The sequence below is a fragment of the Alkalicoccobacillus gibsonii genome (genome assembly GCF_016798245.1).
Lineage (GTDB): Bacteria > Bacillota > Bacilli > Bacillales > Bacillaceae_D > Alkalicoccobacillus > Alkalicoccobacillus gibsonii.
In genome coordinates this window covers 467,971-493,820 of the sequence record NZ_JAEUZA010000002.1, presented here as the reverse complement: position 1 = coordinate 493,820, position 25,850 = coordinate 467,971, and the positions used below count along the sequence as shown (strand labels likewise).

The window sequence follows — 25,850 nt, the reverse complement described above, 5'->3', positions numbered from 1 at the left end:
CTTGGTATCGAGGGCACGAGCTTGATAACCCGCTCTCTCCCCTTGTTATCAGCACCTACTTCTTGATGGGATCGGCTCTGCGCTTGGTAAAAATTCTGTTTTCCTTGCTAACGCTCTTTTCTTCTTAATTCATTTAGCTTAGCTCTTGGTATGGAGCTCTTTCTTCTTGCTAACGCCCGGGTTCTTGGTTTTACTCGTATTCCCCCTCTCACTTTCTCCGTCCCTCCCACACACAAAAAAGCCAGAGCATTCCGCTCTGGCTTCCTCTCAATCTTTATTCTGCTTTTTTAATGGCTAATACGTTCTCTGTACCTGACTCAACTTCTCCAGACTTTAGAAGCTGGATGAATTCATCTTCGGCTAGGTTGGTGAACACGATTGGTGTGATGATGGATGCGGCTTTTTCAGAGATAATGTCTGTGTCAAAGCGTAGTAATTCTTGGCCTTGTGTGACTTTGTCTCCTTGTTCGACTAGTGCTTTGAAGCCTTCTCCTTTTAGATGGACGGTATCAATTCCAACGTGGATCAGGATTTCTTTGCCTGATTCGTCTACGAGTCCAAGGGCGTGCTTGGTTGGGAAGAAGTTCACGACGGTCCCTGTAATTGGAGAGCGTACGATTCCTTCTGTTGGTTTGATGGCAAATCCGTCTCCCATCATTTTTCCGGCAAATACGTTGTCCGGTACATCTGTAATCGGAAGGATTTCTCCTGTGATCGGAAGGGTAAATGTGAATTCGCCTTCGGTTGTTGGTCCTGCTTCTACAACGGTTTCGACTTCTTCAATTGGCGTTGGTGTCTTGCCTGAGATGATGTCGTTGATTTGTCCTTTTAGTTGATCGGATTTTGGTCCGAAAATGGCTTGGATGTTTTGGCCAACTTGCATGACACCAGATGCCCCAAGTTTTTTCAAACGATCTTTTTCAACTTGATCAACGTCTTTTACTGATACGCGCAGACGTGTGATACATGCGTCAAGGTTTGCAATGTTTTCTTTGTTTCCTAGTGCTTTTAGTACTTCGTAAGGTAGATCTCCTACTGGTGCTGAAGATGTTTCGGCATCATCGCCTTCTTCATCTTCTTCACGTCCTGGTGTCATCAGGTTGAACTTCAGAATCGCAAAACGGAATAGTACGTAGTAGATCACTGAGAATCCAAGACCTACGATGATCACCCACCACCAGTCTGTACGGTTCGGTAAGACTCCGTAAAGAAGGAAGTCGATGACTCCACCAGAGAAGCTCATGCCGATTTTTACATCTAAAAGATACATAAGTAAGAATGATAGACCGGCGATCAATGTGTGAATCACAAAAAGAATGGGTGCAACAAATAAGAATGAGAACTCAAGTGGTTCTGTAATTCCTGTTAAGAAAGCTGTCAGTGCTGCTGATCCCATAAGACCGGCAACGACTTTTTTGTGCTTAGGTTTTGCACAGTGATAGATGGCAAGTGCTGCTGCTGGTAGACCAAACATCATGAACGGGAATTTACCAACCATGAACGTTCCTGCTGTTGGTTCAACGCCGTCGCGAATTTGAGCGAAGAACATTGCTTGGTCTCCTTTAACCATTTCACCTGCTGCATTCACATAGGTTCCAAACTCAAACCAGAATGGTGAGTAGAAAATGTGGTGCAATCCAAAAGGAATCAGAGCACGCTCTATCACACCGAAAATGTAGACGCTAAGCGCTGGGCTTGCTTCGGTCATGAAGTATGAGAACGAGTTAAGTCCTGTTTGAATGAAAGGCCAGATAAAGTGAAGAATGACCCCCATAAAGATGGCAAAGAATGCTGTAGCAATTGGTACAAATCGTTTACCAGCAAAGAAGCCTAAGTATTGAGGCAAGCTGATGTTGTAATATTTATTAAAGGTAAATGAAGCGAGTAAGCCGGCGATTACCCCGCCGAACACGCCTGTTGATAGTGTTGGAATACCGAGTACACTCGCATAAGCCGGGTCAGCTCCAACCATCTCTGGCGTAATGCCACCCATTGTACTCATGGTTACGTTAATAATTAAAAATCCAATAATAGCGGCAAGTCCTGCTACCCCGTCTCCGTTAGAGAGTCCGATGGCTACCCCAACCGCAAATAGTAGTGGAAGGTTCGCAAAGACAATGTCTCCTGTTTCAAGCATTAATGTTGAAATCATCGAGAAAACGTCATTTCCTAAAAACGGTAATGCGCTTAAAATATCAGGGTTCTGCATCGCATCACCAAAAGCGAGTAAGATCCCAGCTGCTGGTAATAACGCAACCGGAAGCATTAATGCACGACCCATACGTTGTAACACGCCAAAGGCTTGTTTAAACATCATGTATTCCTCCTAATCATATTGTAAAATCCACATAAAAAAGGCATGAGGGAAAGAACGCTCGTGACCAGAAAAGGATAGACTCCTCCTGTGGGCCATTCGAACGTTTTCTTTCTCTCATGCCTGCATCACCAGTCACACGTTTAAGAAAACGGTAAGTATTAATTTTGAGTTAGACGTTGCAAGTGAAGCGTCAAGTACACCGCTTCTCCCTCAGGAATTTGTTTCTTGAGAGATTGTTGCATGACTTTTATGAGATTCCATGACAGATTATAGCACACTGGATATTCTTTTTGCAAGACTTCCTTAAGCGCTTCCATCGGATCAAGATATTTTTCATCTTCAATTCGTTCAATCGCAAAATGAAGATGACGAACAAGTCGCAAGTAGTTGATTTCCGTGCGATCGACTTTTATTTGAAGTCGCTGCTCAATGATATCAACGAGCTGAGAAATCAAACGAGTATGTGCGTTTACATCTTGCAGGCTACGATTTGTGATCCCACTATGAATGTGTAGAGCTATGAATCCAATCTCACTATCCGGCAGGAGCACGTCCAGTTTTTCGTATACAAATTCACGAATGTCTGTTGCCACTTTAAATTCCTTTGGATAAGCTAGCTCTGTTTCTTTTAAAAATGGATTCACAATCGCTTGTCCTTGTTTAATTCGCTTGATTGCATAGAATAAGTGATCGGTTAAAGCAACGTGAATATGCTCAAAGAGCCTTGTGGTAAGCTTTTCTTCAATCAATTCAATGACATCGTTCATCAACGCTAAAAAGCCTTCATCTATATAGTGCATTAATTGCTGATATTGTTTTTGCTCAGATTCTTCTTTTAACACAAAGAACTTCTCCGCTTGTTCTCTGCCGACTTCATCTCCTGAAGATTTCCCGAAGCCTAAGCCTTTTCCGATGAGGACGACTTCATCATAGTCAGGGTGGCTCGCAACCAACACATTATTATTTAGTACTTTCTTGACAATGAGCATGACGCAAAAGCCCCCTCTAATCCTAAAAAGACTGTTCTCATCATACGAAACGAGACACCGTTCGTCAATCCTGTTGTTTTCCTTGTTTGATCAACCTGGCGTTAGGGAATCCTTTCAGATAGATTATAATGATGGTGGAGGTGAGCGGATGAAGTATGTAATTATCGGCGGAGATGCAGCTGGAATGAGCGCGGCGATGCAGATTGTACGTAATGATGAGGACGCAGAGGTTACTGTGTTAGAGAGTGGCACCTATTATTCATACGCGCAGTGTGGATTGCCCTATCTATTAAGTGGAGTCGTTGAAGAAGCGGACCATCTAGTGGCACGTGATGTGGAGACATTTCGCGAAAAACACGGAATTGATGCGCGAGTGAACCACAGAGTTACAGGGGTTGATCCAAAGCAAAAAACGGTATGTGGTGATGGATTTGAGGTTCCCTACGACAAGCTACTGATCGCAACAGGCGCGAGACCCATCGTACCAGATTGGGACGGAATGGATCTTGGACGGATCCACACATTAAAAACCATCCCTGATGCACTCGGAATTATGAATAACCTTGGTGATGAAGTGAAGCATGTAACCATTGTTGGAGGCGGGTATATCGGCCTTGAGGTTGCCGAGAACTTAGCGTTGCTCGGTAAAAAGGTAACGATCATTAATCGTTCTGAGCGACTAGGTGCTGATTTTGAGAAAAGTATGTCCTCTCTTATCCAGGATGAGGCTACTAAGCATGGAGTTGAGCTCGTATTAGGAGCAACTGTTACAGGATTCTCTGGGGATACAGATGGAAATGTCCAAACCGTACAGACGTCTGAGCAGACCATTAATACAGATCTTGTTATTGTAGCTGTTGGCGTCACACCCAACACTGATTTCCTAGATGGAACAGGTATCCATCTCTCGCCCAAGGGAGCGATCAAGGTAAATTCTTATCTGGAATCAAGTGTATCGTGCATTTACGCAGCTGGAGATTGCGCTACTCAATATCATAGATTAAAGCAAATTGATGACTTTCTTCCACTAGGTACACATGCCAACAAACAAGGTCGGCTTGCAGGTCTTAACATGATTGGTCATGCACGTCCGTTCCAGGGAGTCGTCGGTACAGCAATTATGCAGTTTTTTGATTTAACCTTAGCACGAACAGGTCTTTCTTCAAGGGAAGCGCAGGAGCTGAAGTTTCCATGTGTGATTTCTGAAACAGAAACCTCAACAAGTGCTGCTTATCATCCGAATGCAGAGCGAATCCATAGTTTACTCGTCTATCACCGTGATACGGAACAGGTTCTAGGTGGTCAATTTATCGGCAAAACTGGCGTCGATAAGCGAGTGGATGTGCTAGCGACCGCCCTTTATTACTCGGTGACGATGGAACAAATCGAGAACTTGGATCTTTCCTACGCCCCGCCGTACAACAGTGTCTGGGATCCAATTCAACAAACGGCACGGAGACGGTAATCCAAAAAAACCTGGCACGCTGCCAGGTTTTTCTCTCTATAAATGAGTAGGCGTAGTTTCTTCGTCTGTATTAAAAAACTGAGCCGGCTCGTCTGGTACTTGATGACAGTGTCGGCATCTAGGCTCATAGGACTCCGACGCTCCAACTAAGATGATTGGATCGTTGTAAGAAGCTGGTTCTCCGTTAATTAATCGTTGGGTTCTACTCGCTGATGCTGCACAGCTTGCGCAAACTGCCTGAAGCTTAGTGACTTGTTCAGCCAAAGCCATTAATTGCATCGTTGGTCCAAATGGTTCACCTCGGAAGTCGAGATCAAGGCCTGCACAGATCACACGAATCCCACGATCAGCTAGTTCACTTGCGGTGTCAATAATGGCCGCATCAAAAAATTGAACCTCATCAATTGCAACAACCACTGTATCTTCATCCACTGATTGAAGCAGATCCATTGCCGTTGCAACAGGTTCGGCCCATACTTTATTTCCGTTATGTGAAACCACTTCTTCGACACTATATCGATTATCAAGTAATGGCTTAAAAACTTGAGCTTTTAATTTTCCGAATCCGACACGACGAACACGACGGATCAACTCTTCTGATTTGCCCGAAAACATCCCACCGCAAATCACTTCGATTCGACCTTCCTGGTTATGACTGTTCATTTGAACCCACCTTACTTTGTTCTTTCCCCATACGATATCGTACTTTACCGACTATGTATAGGGTTCGCCTAAAGTTATAAGCTATGTATAGACAGAAAAAAAGCAGGCAAGTATGTCTGCCTGCTATATTTCTTATAGGTTGTATTTCTTTTTGAAACGGTCAACACGTCCGCCAACATCATTAAGCTTCTGCTTACCAGTGTAGAACGGGTGTGAATCAGAGCTGATCTCAACTTTAAGAAGTGGGTATGTGTTACCATCTTCCCATTCGATTGTTTCAGCAGATCCTTTAGTAGAACCACTCAAAAATTTGAAGCCAGTGCTTGTGTCTAAAAAGACAACCTTTTGGTAATTAGGATGGATATCCTGTTTCATAATCTTTCATCTCCTTTTGCCCTGAATCTCTTCGAAACAGAGTTAGTTCGCACACGCAAGAATTATATCAATTTCGACAGACAAATGCAATATCGTTTTTCTTATGATTTTGAGCTGACTGGGCGTTTGCGTACACCCTTCATGTCTTGATCAAGAGATTCAAAGAACTCATCATTTGTTTTTGTGCTCTTCACGCGTTTAATGAACTGATCTACATACTCTGCTGAATCGTTCATTGTCTTACGGATTGTCCAAAGCTTATCTAGCTGCGATTTATCAATCAGTAACTCTTCTTTACGTGTACCAGAGCGACGAATATCAATCGACGGGAAGATCCGACGTTCAGATAGCTTACGATCTAGATGAAGCTCCATGTTTCCTGTCCCTTTAAATTCCTCGTAGATGACATCATCCATACGAGAGCCCGTTTCAATAAGAGCCGTTGCTAGAATGGTTAAGCTGCCACCCTCTTCAATATTACGTGCTGCCCCAAAGAATCGTTTCGGACGATGGAATGCAGCAGGGTCAATCCCCCCTGAAAGTGTACGTCCACTTGGCGGGATATGCAGGTTATACGCACGCGCAAGACGTGTAATACTATCCATTAGGATCACAACATCTTTTTTGTGTTCAACGAGTCGCATCGCACGCTCAAGGACAAGTTCAGCTACCTTAATATGATTTTCAGGCACCTCATCAAAGGTAGAACTAATCACTTCACCTTTTACAGAACGCTCAATATCCGTTACTTCCTCTGGACGCTCATCAATGAGTAGAACCATCAGTTCAACATCAGGATGATTATCCGCTATGCTATTGGCTACTTCCTTCATTAAGGACGTTTTCCCTGCTTTAGGAGGAGCAACGATCAATCCACGTTGACCGAAGCCAATTGGAGAAATAATATCGATGATACGAGAAGACACTCGACCCGGTTTGGACTCAAGTTCAATTTTCACTTCAGGGTATAATGGTGTTAAAGCCGGGAAATACGGACGGTCCTTAGATGTTTCTGGTGCTTTCCCGTTAACTGCTTCAACATGAAGTAACCCGTGGAATCGCTCATTTTCTTTAGGTGGACGAACTTTCCCAGATACCTTATCCCCTTTACGTAAATCAAAGCGACGAATTTGTGAAGCAGAAATATAGATATCTTCTACACTTGGCTTGTACGCAATTGGTCGAAGGAAACCAAATCCTTCGTTTGGAACAATATCTAACACACCTTCCATAAACATAAGACCATCCTTTTCAGCCTGGCCTTTTAAAATGGAAAAGATTAATTCTCTTTTTGTGAGTTTACTATAATAGGAAACTTTAAACTCCTTCGCAAGTTCATAGAGTTCCTTTAATTTTAATTTTTCAAGCTCGGCAATGTGGACACTCATTCTTACACCACGTTTCTAGTATTTTTCGTTTATTCTTTGAAAGCGCTTATTTGAATGTATTTCTTAAAAACTCATAACAAAATAGACCATAAAACTACTTACTTAAAGAAAGCTTGTACGTAAAGTTGGAAATGTTTTTAACGTTCTAGTCAATTTGGGAGTTTGTATACGTCATCCATTAATCTATATAGGAGAATTCGTGGAGAAATCCATTCGCGGTTCATGTATGGTAGCGAGTATATTCTTTTATAATACCCCAAAACATACTAAATATTCAATACCCAACAAAAAAATAGGAGAGAGCAAATAAAAAGAACCAACAGAAACTCTGCTGGTTCTAGTATCAAACTCGTCTATCGAATAACGAGGTCTGGTTTTTTCTTCATACTATGTGTTCCTTCAACAAAACGAATTGTTCCAGATTTAGCACGCATAACAATCGATTGGGTATCGGCATTTTTCCCTTTATAGCGAACGCCTTTTAGAAGTTCGCCATCGGTTACGCCGGTCGCAGCGAAAATACAATCATCTCCACCCACTAGATCATCCATCATAAAGACTTTATCGATGTCTGTGATTCCCATCTTATGGCAGCGTTCAATTTCAGCGTCATTTTGCGGAAGCAAGCGACCTTGTAGTTCACCACCAAGGCATTTCAACCCTGCTGCTGCAATAACTCCCTCCGGCGCACCACCTGATCCAAGCATGATATCCACACCTGTATCACCAAAAGCCGTATTAATTGCTGCGGCAACATCACCGTCAGAAAGAAGTTTGATTCTGGCGCCTGCCTCGCGAATTTCTTGGATCATCTTTGTATGTCGCTCACGATTCAAGATTGTGACCACAAGATCTTCAATGTCCTTGTTTTTCGCTTTTGCTACAGCTCGAAGATTGTCAATAACAGGTGCATCGATGTCAACAAGACCAACAGACTCTGGACCTACCGCAATCTTTTCCATATACATATCTGGTGCGTTTAATAGCTGGCCATTGTCAGCCACTGCTAACACGGCGAGTGCATTCCACTGACCATACGCAACGATATTGGTTCCTTCTAATGGATCAACTGCAACGTCCACGCGCGGACCATAGCCGTTCCCAAGCTTTTCACCTATGTAAAGCATTGGGGCTTCATCCATTTCCCCTTCACCGATCACAACCGTACCTTTCATTGGGATGGTATCAAACACATCGCGCATTGCTTCTGTTGCCGCACGATCCGCTTCTTCTTTATTACCTCTTCCCATCCAACGTCCTGACGCAAGGGCTGCAGCCTCCGTCACACGCACTAGCTCCATTGACAAACTTCTCTCCATAACCAGACTCCTCCCCAAATGCGTACATCATCTATTAGCTTTTCACTTGCTCACGTTCTTCTTCTGACATTTCTTCACGCCAGATTCGAGCACCTAACCCTACAAGTTTTTCTTCTAGATTCTCATATCCGCGGTCCACGTGTTCTAGACCTGAAAGTTCTGTTACACCATTAGCCATCAAACCTGCGATTAATAACGCAGCCCCGGCTCTCAAGTCGCTTGCTCTTACTTTAGCTCCTTGAAGTTCAGTTGCCCCATTAATAATGGCGGACCGGCCTTCTACCTTTACATCCGCTCCCATTCGACGAATTTCATCGATATGTTTAAAGCGTGCATTGTAAATAGTGTCGGTTACAATACTGGTTCCTTTAGCTTGTGTAAGCAAGGTTGTGAAAGGTTGTTGCAAATCAGTCGGAAATCCTGGGTAGACAAGTGTTTTAATATCCACTCCCGTTTTTTCTTTATGATTTTCAATTAGAACCTGGTCATCTCGCTCTTCAACATTAACTCCCATTTCTCGTAGTTTCGCAATCAACGACTCTACGTGATACGGAATGATATTATCAACAACCACTTTTTGACCAATTGCTGCAGCAAGAATCATATAGGTTCCCGCTTCAATTCGGTCAGGAATAATGGTATGACGACATCCATGCAGCGATTCAACACCATCTATACGAATGACATTGGTTCCAGCTCCCTTGATTTTCGCCCCCATATTTGTAAGCAGCGTAGCAACGTCAATGATTTCTGGTTCTTTGGCTGCATTTTCAATCACTGTCTGCCCTTTAGCTAGAACAGCAGCTAACATGATATTAATGGTTGCCCCAACACTGACGACATCAAGGTAAATTCTGGCACCTTTGAGTTCATCCGCACGCAAATAAATGGCACCTTGTTCATTGGTTACTTTGGCGCCAAGTGCTTCAAACCCTTTTATATGTTGATCAATTGGACGTGGGCCTAAGTTACAGCCACCAGGTAGTCCAATGACTGCCTTCTTAAATTTTCCGAGCATTGCTCCCATTAAATAATAGGACGCACGTAATTGTTTTACTCGTCCATTAGGAAGTGGCATCGAAAACATCTCTTCTGGATGAATGGTCATCTCGTGGTCACTTAGCTCGACGCTTCCACCAATTTCCTTTAAAAGCTCTGAGAGCAACTCTACATCTGAAATATTTGGTAAGTTATCAATTGTCACAGGGCTGTCAGCTAGTATCGCTGCTGGAATTAGAGCCACTGCACTATTTTTTGCTCCGCCAATTTGTACGGTTCCTTCTAAAGGGTAACCGCCTTCAATCATTAATTTATCCATGATCGCATCCCTTCTTTCCTCGTTCCGTCCTTCTAACCAGTATAGCCAGTTTCATCCTTATTATAAAAGCTGACCATGACATAAACTGGGCAGAAGGACGGACCAAATTCGCCCTAAGCTCAGTGGTCCGCCATCTGTCATGAATTATTTATTGCGATTATCCCAGTCAGCAAGGAATTTTTCAATCCCTTGATCAGTTAGTGGGTGTTTAGTCAGTTGTTTAATAACATTAAGCGGGATTGTTGCAATATGAGCACCTCTAATTGCTGCCTCCGTTACGTGAACCGGATGACGAACAGATGCTGCAATGATTTCTGTCGGTAGCTTGTGCGTCTCAAAAATCGCTGCAATTTGATCAATAAGGTCAAGTCCGTCATGGCCAATATCATCAAGTCTACCAAGGAATGGAGATACATATGTTGCTCCTGCACGTGCTGCAAGCAAAGCTTGTACTGCCGAGAAAACAAGCGTTACATTTGTTTTAATTCCTAGCTCAGAAAAAGCATGAACAGCTTTAAGACCATCTGGAGTCATTGGAACTTTAACTGTGATGTTTGGAGCAATCGCAGCAAGCTCTTTTCCTTCACTAATCATTGTTTCAGCGTCCAGTGCAATCACTTCAGCACTTACAGATTCTGAAACAAGATCTGTAATTTCACGCAGGCGATCGTGGAAATCTACGCCTTCTTTAGCAACAAGTGAAGGGTTTGTTGTAACTCCTGAAAGAATGCCTAACTCTTTTGCTTCACGAATCTCGTCAATATTTGCTGTATCGATGAAGAATTTCATTAAGAACACATCGCTTTCTAAAGTAGTTTAACTTGATTGTTTGAAAAATCGACAAAAGCAGTTCCAAAAGAACTGCTTTTATCATTGTGCATGATTATGCCTTGTTTGAAGAACCAAATTCTTGCATTTTGCCAGCAACTGTTGCTTTGATAGCATCTCTAGCAGGTCCAAGATATTTACGTGGATCATACTCGTCCGGCTTAGCAGCAAGTGTTTCACGAACTGCTTTCGCTGATGAGATTTGGCTTTCTGTATTTACATTGATTTTGGCATGACCAAACTCAATCGCTTTTTTAATATCGTTTGTTGGAATTCCAGTACCACCGTGAAGAACAAGTGGAATACCTACAAGACCATCAATTGTTTTCATGTGATCAAAACCAAGGTTTGGTTCACCTTTGTAAGGACCATGAACAGAACCTAGTGCAGGAGCAAAGCAATCAACGCCTGTTGCTTCTACAAGCTCTTTACATTCTTCAGGAATTGCGTAAGCTGCTTCAGCATCGTCAACGATTAGATCGTCTTCTTGTCCGCCAATACGGCCAAGCTCAGCTTCTACAGAAACTCCTACTGCGTGAGCCATTTGAACAACACGTTTAGTTAGCTCAATGTTTTCTTCTAGTGGATGGTGAGATCCATCAATCATAACAGAAGTGAATCCAGCACGGATTGCGCGCGCGCAGCTTTCAAGACTTGAACCGTGGTCAAGGTGAATGGCTACAGGAACTTCTACTTCATACTCTTCCATAAGAGACTCAACCAATTTAACGATGGTTTTGAATCCACCCATGTAACGAGCAGCACCTTCAGAAACACCAAGAATAACTGGAGAGTTTTCTTCTTTGGCTGCTTGAAGAATCGCTTGAGTAAACTCAAGGTTGTTTACGTTAAACTGTCCAACAGCATAACCTTCTGATTTTGCTTTGTTCAGCATGTCTGTCATTGAAACTAAAGGCATAATGATGATCCTCCTACTATATATTGCAGATTTTCTTACATCAGAGCGTCAAAATTAACCACTTGCTACTGCATACGTGAAGGTGCAGATACCTCATTTGCATGATGAATCCACAGAGCTTGTCCACTATGTAGAAATAGTTGAACCAATCACGTCTTGGTTACATTTTGTGTTCTTTTGATCGAATCCATTATAGCATATTATGAGTCAAAAACACGTTTTTTACGCCTTAGTTTCTATGATTTTTTAGAAAGTTACCGCGTGAAAGCCCTTCAATTTTACAAATGCTCCCGAATGACTTGTCTAACATCATCAATATCAAACGGTTTTGAAAAGTAACTAACCGCTCCTAGCTCGATCGCTTCGTTAATTAAATTTAATTCACCATATGCGGTCATCATAATTACTTTTATATCAGGATGCGTCACTTTGATTCTTCGGAGAATCTCCAAGCCATCCATGCCAGGAATCTTCATATCAAGTAGAATGAGTTCCGGGTTCTCTTCTTTAACAATACTTAGTGCCTGGACGCCGTTTGCTGCTTGATAAACGGCATAACCATCTTTCTGCAAAATTTCGTTAAGAAGCACACGTATGCCATATTGGTCGTCTACCACCAGTAATTTTTTCAATTTTCAACCTCCTTATGCGCTAGTCATTGTTTAGAGATAAAGAACTATTTTCGGTGTTCTCGATAAGGAATCCTGCTTTTGTTTGCATTTTGTTAAAATAAATCGAAAATTGTTTATACAAGCGCAGGTTTGGGAACTTTGTTACAATAGCAACACAGAAAAAATCGATTCAAAGGAGAATCCATATGCTTCGTATATTTACCACTCAAGTCACAGGAGCCACAAAAGCTCTTTTACATAAAGAAGAAGACATTGAAGACGCCGCACGACTCTTATGCCAGGCTCTCGCATCGGACGATCATGTCTACATTGCCGCATTCGGTGAAATGAAAGCCATTGAAGCAGAAGCCGTACACGGACACGAAGCGCTACCTAACGTTCACTCTCTAGACGAATACGGCCTCGACTCTGTAACAGAGCGTGATCGTGTTGTGCTCACAACTCGTTTCTCACACGACGAAGAAGCCGTGCAGCTTGCCCGTAAACTAGCCAGACGCGGAATTCCTTTTCTCTCTATTACTACCATAACAGAGAATGACGAAGCTTCTCTAGTCTCATACAGTGATCTAACACTTGATTTAAATCTGCATCAAGGTCTGGTCCCAGATGAAGACGGCACACGCGTGGGGTATCCCGCCTCCTTACTCGGCTTGCATGCTTACTTTTTACTGGCGCTGACCGTGCGGGAGATTTTGGCTGAGGTTGGGTGAAGGGTAGTGTTTGAGTAATCTGTATACCACGTGCCTTGAAGAGATCTGAAGAATTTGGCGAGCTAACTTATTAGTAAGTGGATGGTTTACCAAACTCGAAAGATCGTGGAGTGTAACTATATGAGCATCTTTAGAGGAAAATGAGCAGTTCAAACAGCTCCAGTACCCAAACTTAATGTTTCGAACCATGTTAATTTGATTGCACTTAGGACACTCCACCCCCATTTTTAGATCAGATATCGAAAGTTGATATTCCTTTAGAATATTCAATTGCTCTGGGGCATGCGATTCGCTGAGTGAAGAAACGAGAGAATGAAGCTGTTTTTCGGAGAATCTCACTTGAGAGTAGTTTGCTTGAAGGCTCTCTAATTTTTCAGGTAAAAATTCAGAACGGATAATAGCACTTCTTTGAGCAGTTGGTAGACCTTTGGTTTCAATGATGGCAGAAGGATTAGAGAACACAGCTAGAGCAATAATCGGTACTAGAGGATAATTTTTTTCGAGGAGAAATTGATTGAGTTGCAATTTTTGTCTATGGATTTGCGATAACAGATTAGGTAATCCCTCAGTTACATCATTTACTTTTCGTAAGATTTGCTTTGAGCCCTCATCAAAATAAATATGTCCTGAGTAGTGCTTTACCTCAACGATGACTATAAAATTTTTGTTTAATAGGATGGTATCTAGCTGAAAGAAAGTTTGTTGAATGCCTTTGAGTCGGAGATCGTGCATTACAATAACTTCATTAGGGATGAATTGAAGGAAATAGTCCAAAGACTGTTCTCCTTGAAACCCAATTTCTCGCAGATGTAAATCTTGTCTAATTCTTTTATAGGTAGGATGGTTGTTGGGGATTCTCTTATGGAGAGCTCGTAATTTCTCTAACCTTACAGGGTTCTCCCTACTTTTAACGATAATTGCTATCACCTCTGTTTAGAGTAAGTATCATACCTAAATTTCGGTTAACGTTTATAGAAATCCTGCATGAAAACTAAAATTTATTATTAAAGCTGCAACTGCGCGTTGCAGCTTTTTAAATATGATGGCTTGATCTGTTTGATTGATTATTTGCTCGCACCTCACCTTCATCTCCGCGCACTTTTCACTCAGCTCGCGCACCTCACCTCCATTCCCGCGCACTTCCATCCTCACTCGCGCACCCTCTCTTCATTCCCGCGCACTTCCACCCTCACTCGCGCACCTACTCTTCATTCCCGCGCACTTTCACCTCTGCTCGCGCACCTCATCCTCATTCCCGCGCACTTCCACTCCAACTCGCGCACTTCACCTTCATTCCCGCGCACTTTCACTCAGCCACCCCTCCCCAACAAAAAAAAGAGCGCAGATCCACCCTGCGCTCTTCCTTCATTATTTCACGGATGCTTTGATAAATTCTCTGAACAACGGCTGCGGGCGCGTTGGTCTTGAGACGAATTCTGGGTGGAACTGAGATGCGACAAAGTATGGGTGGTCAGCTAGCTCGATGATTTCTACAAGGCGGCCGTCTGGGCTTGTCCCTGAGAAGATGAAGCCTTCTGCTTCCATTTGTGCGCGGTATTCGTTGTTGAATTCATAGCGGTGACGGTGGCGTTCGTACACGACTTGTTCGCCGTATGCATCGCGTGCCACAGATCCGTCTTGTAGCTTACACGCATAAAGTCCAAGGCGAAGGGTTCCTCCTAGGTCTTCTACGTCCTTTTGTTCTGGTAAAAGGTCAATGATTGGATATGGTGTGTCTGGGTTTAACTCAGCTGAGTTGGCTCCTTCAAGGCCTAACACGTTACGTGCGTATTCAACGGATGCAAGCTGCATGCCTAGGCAAATGCCGAGGAACGGAACTTTGTTTTCACGTGCATAACGGATAGCGGTGATTTTGCCTTCAATTCCACGATCACCAAATCCACCTGGTACTAACACACCGTCTACTTCTTGTAGGCGATCCGCTACGTTTTCATCCGTGATTTCTTCTGCATTAATCCATTCAATTTTGATATCCGCGTCATAAGCATAGCCTGCGTGACGCAACGCTTCTGCGACTGAAAGGTATGCATCTGGAAGGGATACATATTTTCCAACTAGACCGATACGAACGGTTTTCTTCAGATTACGAACGCGATCAACTAGCTCTTCCCACTCGGTCATATCTGCTTGTTTTGTTTCTAGTTTTAAATGATCACATACGATGTCATCTAGTTTTTGTTTTTGAAGGGCAAGTGTTACTTGATATAACACGTCTGCGTCTTCTGCTTCAATGACTGCTTCTTTACGGATGTCACAGAACAAAGCGATTTTCTCTTTCATATCTTGTGGTACTGGACGCTCTGTACGAACAACAATGACGTTTGGCTGAATGCCTAGAGAACGAAGCTCTTTCACGCTGTGTTGTGTTGGTTTTGATTTCATTTCACCTGCTGCTGCAAGGTAAGGAATCAATGTACAGTGAACATACATCACATTCTCATGACCTACATCACTCTTGATTTGGCGGATCGCTTCAAGGAACGGTAAGCTCTCGATATCCCCAACGGTTCCACCAATTTCAGTGATGACTACGTCTGCACTCGTTTCTCTTGCTGCGCGGAAAACACGTTCTTTGATTTCGTTTGTAATATGCGGAATGACTTGAACTGTTCCACCAAGGTAATCTCCACGACGCTCTTTTTTCAGAACGGTTGAGTAGATTTTTCCTGTTGTTACGTTACTGTTTTGACTTAGGTTGATATCAATAAAACGCTCGTAGTGACCAAGATCCAGGTCCGTTTCAGCACCATCATCTGTAACGAATACTTCACCGTGCTGATATGGACTCATGGTTCCAGGGTCTACGTTAATGTATGGGTCAAACTTTTGAATCGTTACGCTTAGTCCTCTGTTCTTCAGGAGTCTACCTAATGAGGCTGCTGTGATTCCTTTTCCAAGTGATGATACGACGCCGCCTGTAACGAAAATATACTTTGTTGCCATGCCTGATCTCTCCTTTTTATTGCCTGCCATGTTGGCTGCATCTTCTCTTATGATTCCTTGGAAGCCAGATATAAAACAAAAAAAACAAAAGCGGCGGACTCCCTATATACAGGGGGGCACACGCTTTTGTTTCTCAATCATCTATGTCAGTTCATTATACTATTTCTTAAGCCCAAGCATGATTCTACATAGAAATTGTGGATAAGTCAACCCTTTGTCTTAACGATCTTCCTCTTCTTCATCAAACGACTCTTCATCGTCTTCTTCGTCAAGTTCTTCATCGTCGTCCTCTTCGAAGCCATCCAGGTCTTTTTCCTCAAAATCGTCTTCAGAGTCTTCTTCGTTAGAGATCTCATCTAATTCGTCCTCAAGATCTTCAAACTCATCCTCTTCAGAGTCATCTAATTCGCTATCATCAACTAGATCTAAATCATCTTCATCATCAAATGATTTTTTCTTTTTCTTTTTCGGCGCTGCTGCTGGAACTGGCTCTTCGATTTGATCAATTGGGTACCATGCTTTTAGGCCCCAACGGTTTTCTCCAAGTGTAATGAAGCGACCGTCCGTGTTTAGATCTGTGTAAAGAAAAGAGATACGCTCTTTCACTTCAGCTTTGCTTAATCCTTTAATTTTCGCAATTTCATCAACTAGAGCATAGTATTCGATTGGTTGCTTTTTTTCTTGCATTAAAGCAAAGGTAATTTCTATCATTGATAGTTCTGATATTTCATCAGCCGTTAGTGTGTTTATGTTCAAACCGGGCACGCCCTTTCACCGTTATCTATAAGATCCAAATCATCTATCACATTTTAAGATCATCTTTTTCATTATAAACATATTTTCATAAAATATGCTAGAGCTTCCTTTGTTCCATCCGTAATCATGTTGAAATGAGCTGTTTAATTTGCATATCAATGTACTCTTCCAAGGTAAAATGCCTTCTCAAAGCCCATCTACGGAAGGTCCACATTTGGCCTGCAACTAAAATATTATGTGTAACGAGCTTCATTTCTTTATCTGATAGATTCAAAACGTTCTCTTTTTTGCAGTCAGCCAAAATTTCCTCCATCATCTCTACCATTTCCGTTTCTTTCTTAAGCACATATGGAAGTGTTTCTTTTGGTAGTGATTTGGTTTCCTGGTACATAACAAGTACTTCTTCCTGCATGGAGTCAATGACCAGGAAGTATGCACGAATCGCTTCTTTTAACCTTTGTAATGCTGGACCTGTTGTGTGCAATTGCTTTTTCAAGCGCTCGGTTACTTCATCGTAAATTGCGTCACAGACAAGATAAAGCACATCTTCCTTCTTCCCAATATATTCATAGAGTGTACCAATACTAAATCCTGATTCTTTTGCAATTTCCCTCGTTGTGGTCCGGTGGAAGCCTTTTTCAATAAATAGTCGCACAGCTCCTTTAATTATTTGCTCGCGACGTTTATGTATGAGTTGTTGATCCTTCACTAGACTTGGGACGTTTTTCTTTTCCATCAGGCAACAGTCTCCCTCTCACCTATTTGCCTATATTCTACCATGAGACTTCTCCTGAATTCAAAAAGCGTTATTCATGATTTCTAGTTCATTTGGACATAGTAAAGAAAAACGTATGCAAGGAGAACCTCATGAAGATTGCACTTACGATTGCTATACTGCTTATTGCTGTCATTGTTTACCTTCGAATTGACTTTCTCGTCGGATTAGCAAGATTACGCAAGCAGCATCAGCCAGAGATTCAAGACGAACGCCACACAAGTACCTTCCTTCTTGCAACGGGCGAGGATTTTTTTGAGAAGCTTTTTGCTGATATTGAAGCAAGTCGCCATCACGTCCATATGATTTTTTATATTTTTAAAGAAGATCATATCGGAACGCGATTAATCGAGCTCTTAGAGAAAAAGGCCAACGAAGGAATTGATATTAAGCTACTTGTCGATTGGGTCGGTAGTAAGCTTTCCCGAAAAACGATTAAACGATTACAGGAAGCAGGAATCGTTTTTGCAAAAAGTCACACTCCTAGATTTCCTACATTCTTTTTCTCCTTAAACCATAGAAACCATAGAAAAATCACTGTTATTGACGGGAAGATCGGATATCTAGGCGGTTTTAATGTAGGAGACGAATACCTCGGTCGAAATCCAAGGTTTGGTTTCTGGCGTGACTTTCATATGCGCTTTGAAGGAGATGGGGTACAGGATCTGCAGGATCAATTTTTTGCTGATCTAGCGCTTGCAGGGATTAATAATCAGCAGAAAAAAAGTGACTATCCTGTGCTGGAAAAGGGACCGCACCCCGTTCGCTTCTTTACGACAAATGGTACGGGTCTTGAATCTCTACTTTTAGAGAGACTTAAGGAAGCAAAGCACTCCATTCTACTTGGCTCCCCGTATTATGTGCCAGGAGAAACGGTTCAAGAAGCATTGATTCAGGCTTCTCAAAACGGAATTGAAATCAGCCTTCTTCTCCCGCAAAAGTCTGATCACCCACTTGTTAAGGAAGGATCAATGGGATATATCCAGCGTCTGATTGAGTCGGGTGTCTCGGTTTATCATTATGATCAAGGCTTCTACCACGCAAAAGCCCTGGTCATTGACCAGAGCTTTGGATGGATTAGTACGGCAAATTTAGATAAACGCAGCTTTCATTTAAATAGCGAAATGACTTGCTTGCTTGAAAACGAAGCAACTGTAAGTGTTGTCGTAACACGTATGCTCCGCGATATAGAGATTTCTGAGAAACTCACCACTCAGTCTTTAAAGCAGCGTGGCCTCTACAGCAAAGCCAAGGAACAGCTTGCTGGTATGGTTTCAGGATTACTTTAGAACACAAACACATCAAGCAAAAACCATACGATGAGAACAGTTTGGATAAAGGCCTTTGCCAGTGTTCCGCTTAAGAAAGCGAGGAACGAGGCAAAGGCTATTTTTAGGGCATTGTTCATGTTACGGAAAACAATCAGCTCAACGATCAGAACAAGGGCAAATGGTACAAGAATGACTCCAAATGGAGGGATAACAAAGGCACCGACAATCACTCCAATAATCCCTGCCCATTCTCCCCATTTTGAGCCTCCGTACTTTTTAACAAAATACCTGCTGGCCAGTAAATCAGCCACAAATAAAACAATGGTCAGAATTGCTGCAATCGTCCAGAAAACCCAGCTGAGCGAACCTCCAGAAACTCCAAATTGGTAAATGAGAAAACCAACCCAAAGAACAAGAACAGATGGGACGATCGGAAAGATCAAGCCTACATATCCGAGAATAAAGCAGGCAACAATGAGTATCCACCAAACAATATCCATTGGGTTCTTACATTTTCTCTGGTGCGCTCACACCTAGAAGAGCGAGTGCACTTTGTAGCGTAATTTGTGTAGATTTCATCAATGCAAGACGGGCCTTACTTTTTTCAGGAGCGTCTGCATCTAGCACTCGTTCTGCATTGTAGAAGCTATGCAGAGCAGAAGCTAAATCATGTACGTAGTTAGCAACCTTATGCGGTGTACGCTTGGCAGCAGCATCCGCTACAACAGCTGGGAAATCTCCTATTGCTTTTAGAAGCTCATATTCTTTTTCAGAATCAATTGGCGAAAGATCTGTATCCAGGTTATAGCTTAACCCTAGCTCTTCCCCTTGACGAAGCATGCTACAAACACGTGCATGAGCATACTGTGCGTAGAATACAGGATTTTCATTTGATTTCGATACAGCTAGATCCATATCGAACTCAAGCTGTGTATCCAAGCTTCTCATCGCGAAGAAATAACGAGTCGCATCAAGGCCCACTTCCTCCATCAACTCACGAAGCGTCACGGCTTTCCCTGTACGCTTACTCATCTTCACTTTTTCTCCGCCTTGAACAAGACTCACCATTTGCGTAATTTGAATATCAAGCTTCTCACGATTGTAGCCAAGTGCTTCAACCGCTGCTTTCATTCTCGCAATGTATCCGTGGTGATCTGCACCCATCATGTCGATTAATCGGTCGTAGCCACGGTTAAACTTATCTTCATGATACGCGATGTCAGGAAGGAGATACGTGTAGCTACCATCCTTCTTAATAAGAACGCGGTCTTTGTCATCCCCATACTTTGTTGTACGAAGCCAAGTTGCCCCGTCTTCTTCGTAAATTTCATCCTGCTTACGAAGAACATCAAGAGTCCGATCAATCACGCCAGATTCATACAGAGACATCTCAGAGAACCATGTGTCGAACTCCACACGATAATCAGCCAGGTCAATCTTAATCTTTTCAAGTGCTTTGTTTAAGCCATATGTGCGGAATGCTTTTAAACGCTCTTCATCTGCAAGCTTCAGATACGCGTCTCCCTCAGCCGTCGCAAGCTCCTGGCCCATTTCAATAATGTCCTTGCCGTGGTAGCCGTCCTCAGGCATCTCGGCGTCCATTCCAAGTGCTTGCTTGTAGCGAGCCTCCACAGAATAAGCAAGGTTGTTGATTTGATTACCGGCATCATTAATGTAGTACTCGCGACCCATTTGGTAGCCTGCCTTATCCATAATTTTGCACATGGCATCACCAACAGCTGCCCCGCGCGCGTGCCCAAGGTGCAGAGTACCTGTTGGATTGGCAGATACGTATTCAACTAGAATCTTTTCACCTTTACCAGCGTCACATTCGCCGTATGTATCAGGCTTAGACAGTACGTCTTTAATGACATCACGTAAAAACGAGTTATCCATGTAGAAGTTGATAAATCCTGGACCGGCAATATTGATTTCTGACACAGATGCCTTTTCCTTGTTTAGGCGCTCTGTAATTTGCTCGGCAATTTGCTTAGGAGCCTTTTTGGCCACACGAGCAAGCTGCATCGCGATGTTTGTTGCATAGTCCCCATGTGACTTTTCCTTAGGTGTTTCAAGTAAAATATCAGGAACGTCCTGTGCCTCACAAAGTCCCGATTCTACGATCGCTGTTTTGAGTTCTTCCTTTAACAGTTGCTTAATTTGTTCAACGCTGTTCATCTGCTTGTACTCCTCTAATCAAAATGTAATTTAGTCGTCTGCTTCTTCTAATTTTAGCCGAATCTCATGACTGCCAGTCTCCTGACCTGCAATCCAGAAACGATAGCGAATGTAAATGCGTCCTCTCGGTTTTTGAAAGGTCGGCCATTGGACAAGCACAACCTCTGTCTCCGCTTTTGTTTCCCAGGAGACCTCAGAAGTAACATACCTGCCAAACGTTTCTTTATTCGAAACAAAGGTCTGTCGCATTAAGACATCCCCTTGACGGATCAAGGTTAATTCTTCCCCGTCCCACTTCATTGTGGTCTGGACACTCTCATCCACACCAAACTTCTCCGTAAACCTCAAATAATCCTGTGTCCCCTTATGATATAGCTCACCATCAGTTGTGAATTCATACGAGTCCAGCTCGCCTTGAAGCTCTATATTGGTTTGAAACGTTAAACGCAATCGTCGTTTTATCGGTTTATTCATGTGACGCACACCTTTCTCTCTTCCAAGTTTAGCGAGTTTGCCGGGCACATGCAAGATACCTATTATACATGAAAAGGTTTAACAATTAGAAAAAAAGTGAATACACCCCATGTAAGCTAAAATTAAAGGAGGCATTTCTCATGAGTAACGGAACTGGAGACAAAATCAAAGGCGCAGTCAACAAAGCAAAAGGTGAAGTGAAGGATCAAGCTGGAAATGCTACAAACAACCAATCCCTACAAGCAAAAGGGAAAAAAGATAAAGTAAAAGGGAATGTTCAAGAAGGCGTTGGGAAAGCGAAAGACGCTGAATAAATAGATTTTGAGGAAAAACCGATGCGGATGCGTCGGTTTTTTTGTGCGTGGGGGGCGTTTAGAGGGCCTGGTCTATCACTCGGATCTTAGCTCTATCGCTTCGATTCTAGGGCCTATCGCTCCAATCCGAGCTCTATCACTCCAATCTTAGAGCCTATCGCTCCAATCCGAGCTCTATCACTCCAATCTTAGGGTCTATCGCTCCAATCCGAGCTCTATCACTCCAATCTTAGGGTCCATCGCTCTAATACGAGCTCTATCGTTTCTATCTGCCCTCACACTCCCCCCTACCTTTGACAATCCCTCTCCCCTCTTGCATCATGAATCTACAGACCATAAAAGAAGGTGCATTCAGATGAAAAAGGTAAAAACCAATGCGAGCAGGCTTTTAGATCAACAGAACATCCCTTATTCCATCCTTCAATATGAAACGTCTGATGGAAAAATTGACGGGGTCTCAGTTGCCCACAAAACGAATCAAAATCCTGATCACGTCTACAAAACACTGGTCATACAAGGATCGAGCAAGCAGTATTACGTGTTGCTTGTAAAGGTAGCTGACGAGCTGCACCTAAAAAATGCAGCGAAGGCTGTGAATGAGAAGCAGCTCACAATGATTCCAGTAAAGGACATTCAGAGCGTCACCGGCTACATTCGTGGCGGGTGCTCTCCCATTGGGATGAAGCGGACACTGCCAACCATCATAGATGAAAGTGCGACCACTCTCAGTGACATCATCATTAGTGGCGGGAAAATCGGCGTTCAGCTCAAACTCCCAGTTGAATCTCTGATTTCAATTACACACGCAACCATTGCTCCTCTCGCCAAATAAAAAAGCCATGCGCGCGGCATGGCTTTTCTCTTACTTCAATAGATCTCCGACAAACTTAGGCAACGCGAAGGCTGCTTTGTGAAGGTCTTTTGTGTAGTATTTTGTTTCGATGTCATGGAAGCGGTCTTCACTGACTTCTAAAGGATCTTTTGTTTTACTTCCAATTGTAAATGTCCATAGACCACTTGGGTACGTTGGAATGTTCGCTGTGTAGACACGTGTAATTGGGAAGATTTCTTTAATGTCAGAGTAGACATTACGGATTAGGTCCTGCTGGAACCAAGGGTTGTCCGTTTGAGCCACAAATACACCGTCTTCTTTAAGCGCTTTTGAGATCCCCTCGTAGAAACCTTTCTCAAATAACTTTACAGCTGGTCCAACAGGCTCTGTAGAGTCAACCATGATAACATCATATTCGCTCTCAGATTTAGCGATATGCATAAAGCCATCGGCAATTTGCACATCTACACGCTCGTCATCAAGTGCACCGGCAATCGTCGGAAGGTACTTTTTCGAGTATTCAACCACCTTACCGTCAATTTCCACAAGTGTCGCCTTCTCCACAGATGGGTGCTTTAGTACTTCACGAATAACGCCTCCGTCACCGCCACCTACAACGAGGACGTGCTTTGGATTTGGATGGGTGAATAACGGGACATGAGCAACCATTTCGTGATAAACGAACTCATCCTTCTCGGTTGTCATAACCATACCATCTAATACAAGCATGTTGCCGAATTCTTCAGTCTCAATCATATCAAGCTGTTGAAATTCTGTTTTTTCTGTATGTAACGTACGCTTAATCTTAGCCGTAATTCCAAAACGTTCTGTTTGTTTTTCTGTGTACCATAATTCCATGCGAATCACCTCGTCTTTATTTGCGTGTAACACAGCAAGTATAGCGGAAAAAACGTTTCATGCCAATTCAGCATTTCTTCATGTTTAAAAATCAGCAGAACAACCCATCCTGTATGTATTCAACATACATTGGAGGTGCATGGCTATGCAGGTTGTTCTAAGTCGGAAGAAAACGAGACGGTTACGCTTTTTACGCTTTATGGTTCGCTCAGTATTACTTGCTCTTATTCTATCAGGTTTGTTTATTCTTGGGCTGCTTTCCTATACTCGTATGCAAGGTCCGCCTCCTATTCAAGTTCCGGAGACAACCGTTTTTTACGGGTCAGACGGGTCTGTGATTGGAGAAGAACATGGTGGTCAAAACCGGTACTGGATTCCATTTGACGAGGTCTCGCCTTTTGTTAGTCAAGCAACTGTTTCAATAGAGGACCGAAAATTCTATGATCACTTCGGCTTTGATTTGTGGCGTATTGGTGGTGCCATTGTTGCAAATATTAAAGCTGGCTCAAGCGCTCAGGGAGCAAGCACAATTACGCAGCAGTACGCACGGAATCTCTATCTCTCTCATGAAAAAACATGGACACGAAAATGGAATGAACTGATGTATTCTCTTAGACTTGAAATGAATTATAGCAAGGAAGAAATTCTTGAAGGTTATTTAAATACAGTGTATTACGGTCATGGAGCCTATGGGATTGAAGCAGCTTCTGGCTTCTTTTTTGATAAATCAGCAGCTGATTTATCTCTTGCAGAAGCGGCGATGCTTGCCGGGGTCCCAAAAGGACCGAGCTACTATTCACCAGTCATCGATTATGACCGTGCCAAAGCACGGCAGGAGCTTATCCTTTCAAGCATGGTTGAAAATGGTTATATTACACAGGACGAGGCAGACACCGCTAAAGCCGAGGAGCTTATTTTTGTGCAGGCAGCAGATGCAGACACGGAGGTCATCGCTCCCTATTTCCAAGACGTTGTCACAAATCAGTTAACTTCCATCTTAGATGTGACGGAGGATGAACTGGCCACAGCTGGGTACCATATCTATACAACACTTGATCCCACTATGCAAAAAGTCGCTGAGGACTGGGTGGACCAGGAAATGCCAGACACCGATTTGCAAACATCTCTTGTCGCGATCGATCCAAGGTCGGGTGGAGTACGGGCAATGGTTGGCGGAGTAGATTATGCAGAGAGCAGCTATAATCGCGCAACGCAAAGTAAACGTGAGCCTGGTTCGACCATTAAGCCACTTCTTTATTACGAGGCCCTGCAGCATGGATTCACGGCTGCTTCAACCTTTGTAAGTGAGCCAACCGACTTTACGTTTGACGAAGGCAGACAGACTTATTCACCAAGGAATTTTAATCAGCATTATGCCAATGATTTTATTACGATGCAGCAGGCACTTGCCGTTTCCGATAACATCTTTGCAATTAAAACGCATTTGTTCATCGGACCGGACAAGCTTGTTGATATTGCCGAAACCTTAGGGCTTGGTACATTTAAGGATGTCCCTTCTCTCGCACTGGGTTCTCAGGCTGTCAGCTTACTTGACTTGACGAACAGCTATGTCCCTTTTGCCAATGAAGGAATGTACGGCGAGCCGCAATTCATTGTAAAAGTGGAGGATTCGGACGGCGAGATTTTATATGAACAGGAGCCCGGGTTAACCGAAGCACTTGACCCCGTATCAAGCTTTTTGATGACAGAGATGATGACCGGTATGTTCGATCCAGCCTTAAACGGCTATACGTCGGTAACAGGAAGTTCGGTCGTCCCGCTTTTGCATCGACCAGTTGCTGGAAAGTCAGGTTCAACCCCAAATGATAGCTGGATGGTCGGATTCACTCCTCAGCTTGTGACAGGAGTCTGGGTTGGTCATGATAAAGGACAAAAGCTAGATCAATATGCTGAGGGACCCATTTCCAAAAAAATCTGGGCGAACTTTACCGAGCAGGCATTGGAAGGGCAATTAAAACTACCTTTCCATGTTCCTCAAGATGTGGTTCAGGTTGAGGTTCATCCTGAGAGTGGCTTGCTTGCAAATGATTCGTGTCCAGGCGGGGTTCCAATGTTCTTTAAAGCAGGAACCGAGCCTACTTCAGCTTGTGCGAGTCCGGAAGAAGAAAAGAAAATGGAAGATGCGAAGCATGAAAAGGAACGATTTATTGACCGGTTTAAGAAATGGTTTGGTGGCCAAGATGACCACTAAAAACGAGGTGAAATAGCTTGAGCACACGTACACGAATTGCTTTAATCATTGCTCTTTCCACTACATTTGGGCAAACCCTGATCTTCCTCGTTGCATCAATCCTCACCGGGAATTGGAAGCTCCTCGTATGGAGCTCCTCTTTCGGTGTACTTGTCGGCATTCCGGTTTTACTCATTGTTATGAGACAGATTCGATTGAAAAAAGCATAATCAACCGTATGACAATCGCCCGCTTTGCATACCTATAAAGAGAACTTCAGAATAGAACATGCTACACTATGCATACATCCATAT

General features: G+C 43.1%; 25 protein-coding genes. 7 read left to right on the top strand and 18 right to left on the bottom strand.

All coding sequences use genetic code 11. The features are described from left to right. Nucleotides 1-274: 274 nt before the first annotated feature. Together ptsG and glcT are read right to left on the bottom strand one after the other, a co-directional pair. The gene (gene ptsG, locus JNO66_RS09185) at nucleotides 275-2,314 is read right to left on the bottom strand and encodes a glucose-specific PTS transporter subunit IIBC (RefSeq protein WP_203088417.1); all 2,040 of its coding nucleotides are present in this window, start codon (nucleotides 2,312-2,314) and stop codon (nucleotides 275-277) included. 161 nt (nucleotides 2,315-2,475) lie between these two features. Next, a complete protein-coding gene (glcT, locus tag JNO66_RS09180) occupies nucleotides 2,476-3,306 on the bottom strand; it encodes a glucose PTS transporter transcription antiterminator GlcT (RefSeq protein ID WP_203087950.1) in 831 nt (276 codons plus the stop codon). Nucleotides 3,307-3,454: 148 nt separating this feature from the next. Between glcT and JNO66_RS09175 the strand changes: the two genes are divergently transcribed. Next, nucleotides 3,455-4,771 (top strand): FAD-dependent oxidoreductase, encoded by a 1,317-nt coding sequence (locus JNO66_RS09175; protein WP_203087949.1) that lies wholly within the window; start codon nucleotides 3,455-3,457, stop codon nucleotides 4,769-4,771. 36 nt (nucleotides 4,772-4,807) lie between these two features. Here JNO66_RS09175 and JNO66_RS09170 read toward each other — a convergent pair whose 3' ends face one another. The 8 genes from JNO66_RS09170 to JNO66_RS09135 form a co-directional block, all read right to left on the bottom strand. Further along, nucleotides 4,808-5,434, bottom strand: a complete 627-nt coding sequence (locus tag JNO66_RS09170) for a thymidine kinase (RefSeq protein WP_203087948.1) — start codon at nucleotides 5,432-5,434, stop codon at nucleotides 4,808-4,810. 132 nt (nucleotides 5,435-5,566) lie between these two features. Continuing rightward, nucleotides 5,567-5,809 carry a type B 50S ribosomal protein L31 gene (locus JNO66_RS09165; RefSeq protein WP_143850620.1) on the bottom strand — a complete coding sequence of 81 codons (243 nt, stop codon included), beginning with the start codon at nucleotides 5,807-5,809 and terminating at the stop codon, nucleotides 5,567-5,569. Between the two features lie 101 nt (nucleotides 5,810-5,910). Then, nucleotides 5,911-7,197 (bottom strand): transcription termination factor Rho, encoded by a 1,287-nt coding sequence (gene rho, locus JNO66_RS09160; RefSeq protein WP_203087947.1) that lies wholly within the window; start codon nucleotides 7,195-7,197, stop codon nucleotides 5,911-5,913. A gap of 353 nt (nucleotides 7,198-7,550) precedes the next feature. Continuing rightward, nucleotides 7,551-8,516: a class II fructose-bisphosphatase gene (glpX, locus tag JNO66_RS09155; RefSeq protein ID WP_203087946.1), complete on the bottom strand. Its 966-nt coding sequence runs from the start codon at nucleotides 8,514-8,516 to the stop codon at nucleotides 7,551-7,553. A 34-nt stretch (nucleotides 8,517-8,550) separates the two neighbouring features. Further along, nucleotides 8,551-9,834, bottom strand: coding sequence for a UDP-N-acetylglucosamine 1-carboxyvinyltransferase (locus JNO66_RS09150; protein ID WP_203087945.1), 1,284 nt, complete (start codon nucleotides 9,832-9,834; stop codon nucleotides 8,551-8,553). Nucleotides 9,835-9,978: 144 nt separating this feature from the next. Next, nucleotides 9,979-10,623, bottom strand: coding sequence for a fructose-6-phosphate aldolase (gene fsa, locus JNO66_RS09145; protein ID WP_203087944.1), 645 nt, complete (start codon nucleotides 10,621-10,623; stop codon nucleotides 9,979-9,981). A 94-nt stretch (nucleotides 10,624-10,717) separates the two neighbouring features. Further along, nucleotides 10,718-11,581, bottom strand: a complete 864-nt coding sequence (fba, locus tag JNO66_RS09140) for a class II fructose-1,6-bisphosphate aldolase (protein WP_203087943.1) — start codon at nucleotides 11,579-11,581, stop codon at nucleotides 10,718-10,720. 278 nt (nucleotides 11,582-11,859) lie between these two features. Then, the gene (locus tag JNO66_RS09135) at nucleotides 11,860-12,213 is read right to left on the bottom strand and encodes a response regulator (RefSeq protein WP_203087942.1); all 354 of its coding nucleotides are present in this window, start codon (nucleotides 12,211-12,213) and stop codon (nucleotides 11,860-11,862) included. Nucleotides 12,214-12,398: 185 nt separating this feature from the next. Between JNO66_RS09135 and JNO66_RS09130 the strand changes: the two genes are divergently transcribed. Continuing rightward, entirely contained in the window at nucleotides 12,399-12,923 is a 525-nt protein-coding gene (locus tag JNO66_RS09130; protein WP_203087941.1) for a DUF2529 family protein, read from the top strand. Here the strand turns inward: JNO66_RS09130 and JNO66_RS09125 are convergent. The 4 genes from JNO66_RS09125 to JNO66_RS09110 form a co-directional block, all read right to left on the bottom strand. Further along, the gene (locus JNO66_RS09125; RefSeq protein ID WP_273753234.1) at nucleotides 12,879-13,850 is read right to left on the bottom strand and encodes a nuclease-related domain-containing protein; all 972 of its coding nucleotides are present in this window, start codon (nucleotides 13,848-13,850) and stop codon (nucleotides 12,879-12,881) included. The genes JNO66_RS09130 and JNO66_RS09125 overlap by 45 nt on opposite strands. Before the next feature lie 441 nt (nucleotides 13,851-14,291). Next, the gene (locus JNO66_RS09120) at nucleotides 14,292-15,887 is read right to left on the bottom strand and encodes a CTP synthase (protein ID WP_203087939.1); all 1,596 of its coding nucleotides are present in this window, start codon (nucleotides 15,885-15,887) and stop codon (nucleotides 14,292-14,294) included. A 219-nt stretch (nucleotides 15,888-16,106) separates the two neighbouring features. Then, entirely contained in the window at nucleotides 16,107-16,652 is a 546-nt protein-coding gene (rpoE, locus tag JNO66_RS09115) for a DNA-directed RNA polymerase subunit delta (RefSeq protein ID WP_308807436.1), read from the bottom strand. Between the two features lie 115 nt (nucleotides 16,653-16,767). Then, the gene (locus JNO66_RS09110) at nucleotides 16,768-17,379 is read right to left on the bottom strand and encodes a TetR/AcrR family transcriptional regulator (protein WP_203087937.1); all 612 of its coding nucleotides are present in this window, start codon (nucleotides 17,377-17,379) and stop codon (nucleotides 16,768-16,770) included. Nucleotides 17,380-17,510: 131 nt separating this feature from the next. Between JNO66_RS09110 and cls the strand changes: the two genes are divergently transcribed. Continuing rightward, complete coding sequence (cls, locus tag JNO66_RS09105) at nucleotides 17,511-18,707, top strand: cardiolipin synthase (protein ID WP_203087936.1); 1,197 nt, start codon at nucleotides 17,511-17,513, stop codon at nucleotides 18,705-18,707. On the opposite strand, the gene JNO66_RS09100 is transcribed toward cls, so the two are convergent. The 3 genes from JNO66_RS09100 to JNO66_RS09090 are packed head-to-tail and all read right to left on the bottom strand — an operon-like array spanning nucleotide 18,704 to nucleotide 21,341. Then, nucleotides 18,704-19,189, bottom strand: coding sequence for a DUF456 domain-containing protein (locus JNO66_RS09100; RefSeq protein ID WP_203087935.1), 486 nt, complete (start codon nucleotides 19,187-19,189; stop codon nucleotides 18,704-18,706). The two genes, cls and JNO66_RS09100, sit on opposite strands and share 4 nt — an antisense overlap. 7 nt (nucleotides 19,190-19,196) lie before the next feature. Beyond that, entirely contained in the window at nucleotides 19,197-20,867 is a 1,671-nt protein-coding gene (gene argS / locus JNO66_RS09095; protein WP_203087934.1) for an arginine--tRNA ligase, read from the bottom strand. A gap of 30 nt (nucleotides 20,868-20,897) precedes the next feature. After that, the gene (locus JNO66_RS09090; protein WP_203087933.1) at nucleotides 20,898-21,341 is read right to left on the bottom strand and encodes a YwiB family protein; all 444 of its coding nucleotides are present in this window, start codon (nucleotides 21,339-21,341) and stop codon (nucleotides 20,898-20,900) included. A gap of 140 nt (nucleotides 21,342-21,481) precedes the next feature. Here JNO66_RS09090 and JNO66_RS09085 point away from each other — a divergent pair, with 140 nt between their 5' ends. Both JNO66_RS09085 and ybaK read left to right on the top strand, forming a co-directional pair. After that, nucleotides 21,482-21,655: a CsbD family protein gene (locus JNO66_RS09085; RefSeq protein WP_203087932.1), complete on the top strand. Its 174-nt coding sequence runs from the start codon at nucleotides 21,482-21,484 to the stop codon at nucleotides 21,653-21,655. 355 nt (nucleotides 21,656-22,010) lie between these two features. Continuing rightward, nucleotides 22,011-22,487 carry a Cys-tRNA(Pro) deacylase gene (gene ybaK, locus JNO66_RS09080; protein WP_203087931.1) on the top strand — a complete coding sequence of 159 codons (477 nt, stop codon included), beginning with the start codon at nucleotides 22,011-22,013 and terminating at the stop codon, nucleotides 22,485-22,487. A 30-nt stretch (nucleotides 22,488-22,517) separates the two neighbouring features. Here ybaK and speE read toward each other — a convergent pair whose 3' ends face one another. After that, entirely contained in the window at nucleotides 22,518-23,345 is an 828-nt protein-coding gene (gene speE / locus JNO66_RS09075; protein ID WP_203087930.1) for a spermidine synthase, read from the bottom strand. Nucleotides 23,346-23,490: 145 nt separating this feature from the next. On the opposite strand from speE, the gene JNO66_RS09070 reads away from it, so the two are divergent. Further along, nucleotides 23,491-25,557, top strand: a complete 2,067-nt coding sequence (locus tag JNO66_RS09070; protein ID WP_203087929.1) for a transglycosylase domain-containing protein — start codon at nucleotides 23,491-23,493, stop codon at nucleotides 25,555-25,557. Nucleotides 25,558-25,574: 17 nt separating this feature from the next. Continuing rightward, nucleotides 25,575-25,766: a hypothetical protein gene (locus tag JNO66_RS09065; protein WP_203087928.1), complete on the top strand. Its 192-nt coding sequence runs from the start codon at nucleotides 25,575-25,577 to the stop codon at nucleotides 25,764-25,766. Nucleotides 25,767-25,850 lie beyond the last annotated feature (84 nt).

Excerpts from the sequence above, each read along its gene's own strand:
- glpX (WP_203087946.1), bottom strand. The coding sequence starts at position 8,516 with ATGGAGAGAAGTTTGTCAATGGAGCTAGTGCGTGTGACGGAGGCTGCA.
- JNO66_RS09120 (WP_203087939.1), bottom strand. The coding sequence starts at position 15,887 with ATGGCAACAAAGTATATTTTCGTTACAGGCGGCGTCGTATCATCACTT.
- glcT (WP_203087950.1), bottom strand. The coding sequence starts at position 3,306 with ATGCTCATTGTCAAGAAAGTACTAAATAATAATGTGTTGGTTGCGAGC.
- cls (WP_203087936.1), top strand. The coding sequence starts at position 17,511 with ATGAAGATTGCACTTACGATTGCTATACTGCTTATTGCTGTCATTGTT.
- JNO66_RS09110 (WP_203087937.1), bottom strand. The coding sequence starts at position 17,379 with ATGGAAAAGAAAAACGTCCCAAGTCTAGTGAAGGATCAACAACTCATA.
- fsa (WP_203087944.1), bottom strand. The coding sequence starts at position 10,623 with ATGAAATTCTTCATCGATACAGCAAATATTGACGAGATTCGTGAAGCA.
- JNO66_RS09090 (WP_203087933.1), bottom strand. The coding sequence starts at position 21,341 with ATGAATAAACCGATAAAACGACGATTGCGTTTAACGTTTCAAACCAAT.
- argS (WP_203087934.1), bottom strand. The coding sequence starts at position 20,867 with ATGAACAGCGTTGAACAAATTAAGCAACTGTTAAAGGAAGAACTCAAA.
- JNO66_RS09100 (WP_203087935.1), bottom strand. The coding sequence starts at position 19,189 with ATGGATATTGTTTGGTGGATACTCATTGTTGCCTGCTTTATTCTCGGA.
- ybaK (WP_203087931.1), top strand. The coding sequence starts at position 22,011 with ATGAAAAAGGTAAAAACCAATGCGAGCAGGCTTTTAGATCAACAGAAC.
- fba (WP_203087943.1), bottom strand. The coding sequence starts at position 11,581 with ATGCCTTTAGTTTCAATGACAGACATGCTGAACAAAGCAAAATCAGAA.
- JNO66_RS09085 (WP_203087932.1), top strand. The coding sequence starts at position 21,482 with ATGAGTAACGGAACTGGAGACAAAATCAAAGGCGCAGTCAACAAAGCA.
- JNO66_RS09170 (WP_203087948.1), bottom strand. The coding sequence starts at position 5,434 with ATGAACAGTCATAACCAGGAAGGTCGAATCGAAGTGATTTGCGGTGGG.
- JNO66_RS09150 (WP_203087945.1), bottom strand. The coding sequence starts at position 9,834 with ATGGATAAATTAATGATTGAAGGCGGTTACCCTTTAGAAGGAACCGTA.
- speE (WP_203087930.1), bottom strand. The coding sequence starts at position 23,345 with ATGGAATTATGGTACACAGAAAAACAAACAGAACGTTTTGGAATTACG.
- JNO66_RS09130 (WP_203087941.1), top strand. The coding sequence starts at position 12,399 with ATGCTTCGTATATTTACCACTCAAGTCACAGGAGCCACAAAAGCTCTT.
- JNO66_RS09165 (WP_143850620.1), bottom strand. The coding sequence starts at position 5,809 with ATGAAACAGGATATCCATCCTAATTACCAAAAGGTTGTCTTTTTAGAC.
- JNO66_RS09175 (WP_203087949.1), top strand. The coding sequence starts at position 3,455 with ATGAAGTATGTAATTATCGGCGGAGATGCAGCTGGAATGAGCGCGGCG.
- rho (WP_203087947.1), bottom strand. The coding sequence starts at position 7,197 with ATGAGTGTCCACATTGCCGAGCTTGAAAAATTAAAATTAAAGGAACTC.
- JNO66_RS09070 (WP_203087929.1), top strand. The coding sequence starts at position 23,491 with ATGCAGGTTGTTCTAAGTCGGAAGAAAACGAGACGGTTACGCTTTTTA.
- ptsG (WP_203088417.1), bottom strand. The coding sequence starts at position 2,314 with ATGTTTAAACAAGCCTTTGGCGTGTTACAACGTATGGGTCGTGCATTA.